This is a genomic window from Bradyrhizobium sp. 197, assembly GCF_023073375.1.
Classification (GTDB): domain Bacteria; phylum Pseudomonadota; class Alphaproteobacteria; order Rhizobiales; family Xanthobacteraceae; genus Bradyrhizobium.
This window is the reverse complement of the sequence record NZ_JADPJJ010000124.1, coordinates 1-1,778: the sequence shown is the minus strand read 5'-3', so window position 1 is coordinate 1,778 and position 1,778 is coordinate 1. Positions and strand designations below refer to the sequence as shown.

Genomic DNA, 1,778 nt, shown 5'->3' with positions numbered 1-1,778 from the left:
CGCATTGCCTCATTCAAAATGTTACTGGAAAACTTCTCGCCGATGATTGGGTCGGTGCCACCGAATTGGTTCGGTGGCCACTATGGCGGGAAAGATCAGCATGGGCACGCGGCGCGAAGTGGTGTCAGCAGTGACGGAGCAATACCGGTCGGCCAAGCGGGCGGAAAAGGGACGGATCCTCGACGCGCTGTGCGCGACGACGGGCTGGCATCGTAAGCATGCGATGCGCGCACTCCGGCGGCGCACGACGGTTGGGCCCAGCAAGGTCGAGAAACCGCAAGAGCGTAAACGTAGATATGGTACGACGATCAAGGACGCGATGACGGCGCTGTGGGAGGCGTCGGATCGGGTGTGCGGCAAGCGGCTCAAGGTGATGGTTCCGACCTTGCTGCCGGCGCTCGAGCAACATGGCCGATTGCGGCTTGGCCAGGCGGACCGTGATCGTGTTCTGGCCATCAGCGCCGCCACCATTGATCGCCTGCTCGTCGATGTGAAGATTGCGGCGAGCGGCGGCAGGCGGCGCCGTGCCGGATTCTATTCGGCAATCCGGCGCGAGGTCCCGATCCGCACGTTCAATGACTGGAACAGCCCGGTGCCTGGCTTCTGCGAGGTCGACATGGTCGCGCATGGCGGCACGTCGGTGGCCGGCTCGTTCATCCAGACCCTGACGATGGTCGATATCGCCACTGGCTGGACGGAGTGCCTGCCGTTGCTGACGCGGGAGGGTTCGCTGGTCGTCGAAGCGATCAACCGCGCACAGAGCCTGTTCCCCTGGTTGTTGCGCGGCGTTGACTTCGACAACGACAGCGCCTTCATGAACGATGTCGTCGTGCCATGGTGTCGCGAACAGAAGCTCGAAGTGACGCGCTCGCGCGCGTACAAGAAGAACGATCAAGCATTCGTCGAGCAGAAGAATGGTGCCGTCGTCCGCCGCCTCATGGGCTATGGCCGCTTCGATGGCGTCGAGACGGCGCGCGTGATGGGCCGCCTCTATGCGGCGGCGCGGCTCTACGTCAACTTCTTCCAGCCCTCGTTCAAGCTGAAGGAGAAGCGCCGCGAAGGGGCTAAAGTGATCAAGCGCTATCATCCCCCATCGACGCCCTACGAGCGTGCATTAGCGCATCCCAAGGTGACCGCCGCCGTGAAGAAACGGCTGCGCGATCAGTATCGCTCGCTCGATCCGGTCGCGCTGTTGGCCGAGATTCGCGCAACCCAGAACGAACTCGGCAATCGCGTCGATCGTCGTGCCGGACAGGCGCGTGGCCTGCAATCCGCTCACACGAGCAACGCGCCGGTGACCGCGGCGACGTTCGCGAAGACGCTCGGCAAGAGGGTGACCGCCGGCGAGCCGCGTGCCACGCACCGGCGGACTCGTCGGCCCTATAAAACCAGGGTTCGCATGCCGTCCAAGCTCGACCCGCATATTGCTGCTATCGAGGGCTGGCTCGCGGAGCAGCCGCAACTGACGGCGCTCACAATCGTCGGTCGGCTGAGCGAGACTCACCCCGAGGAGTTCGGGGCGAGACAGCATTCGATCGTGCAGCGCCTGCTAAGGGCGCTTAGACAAAAGACGGCCGAGCAGTTGGTCGCGGAGCGGCCGCTTGCGGATGCCTCGACCGCCGCTCCATCGCCCGGGGTTGTGGACGGCTCGGGCTATGTAGGGCCCGACCCGCCCACAGCCCCTTTCGTCGAGCAAGCCGGGAAAGCTACCTGGCGCGGCCGATCAGTCGACCTCGCATCCGTGCCATCAGGGTAACATTTGCTGATGCGGCAATACG

The 1,778-nt window shown here is 64.1% G+C and carries 1 protein-coding gene; it reads left to right on the top strand.

From position 1 onward, the window contains the following. Positions 1-82: 82 nt before the first annotated feature. Positions 83-1,756 (top strand): integrase catalytic domain-containing protein, encoded by a 1,674-nt coding sequence (locus IVB27_RS28310; protein WP_247446253.1) that lies wholly within the window; start codon positions 83-85, stop codon positions 1,754-1,756. Positions 1,757-1,778 lie beyond the last annotated feature (22 nt).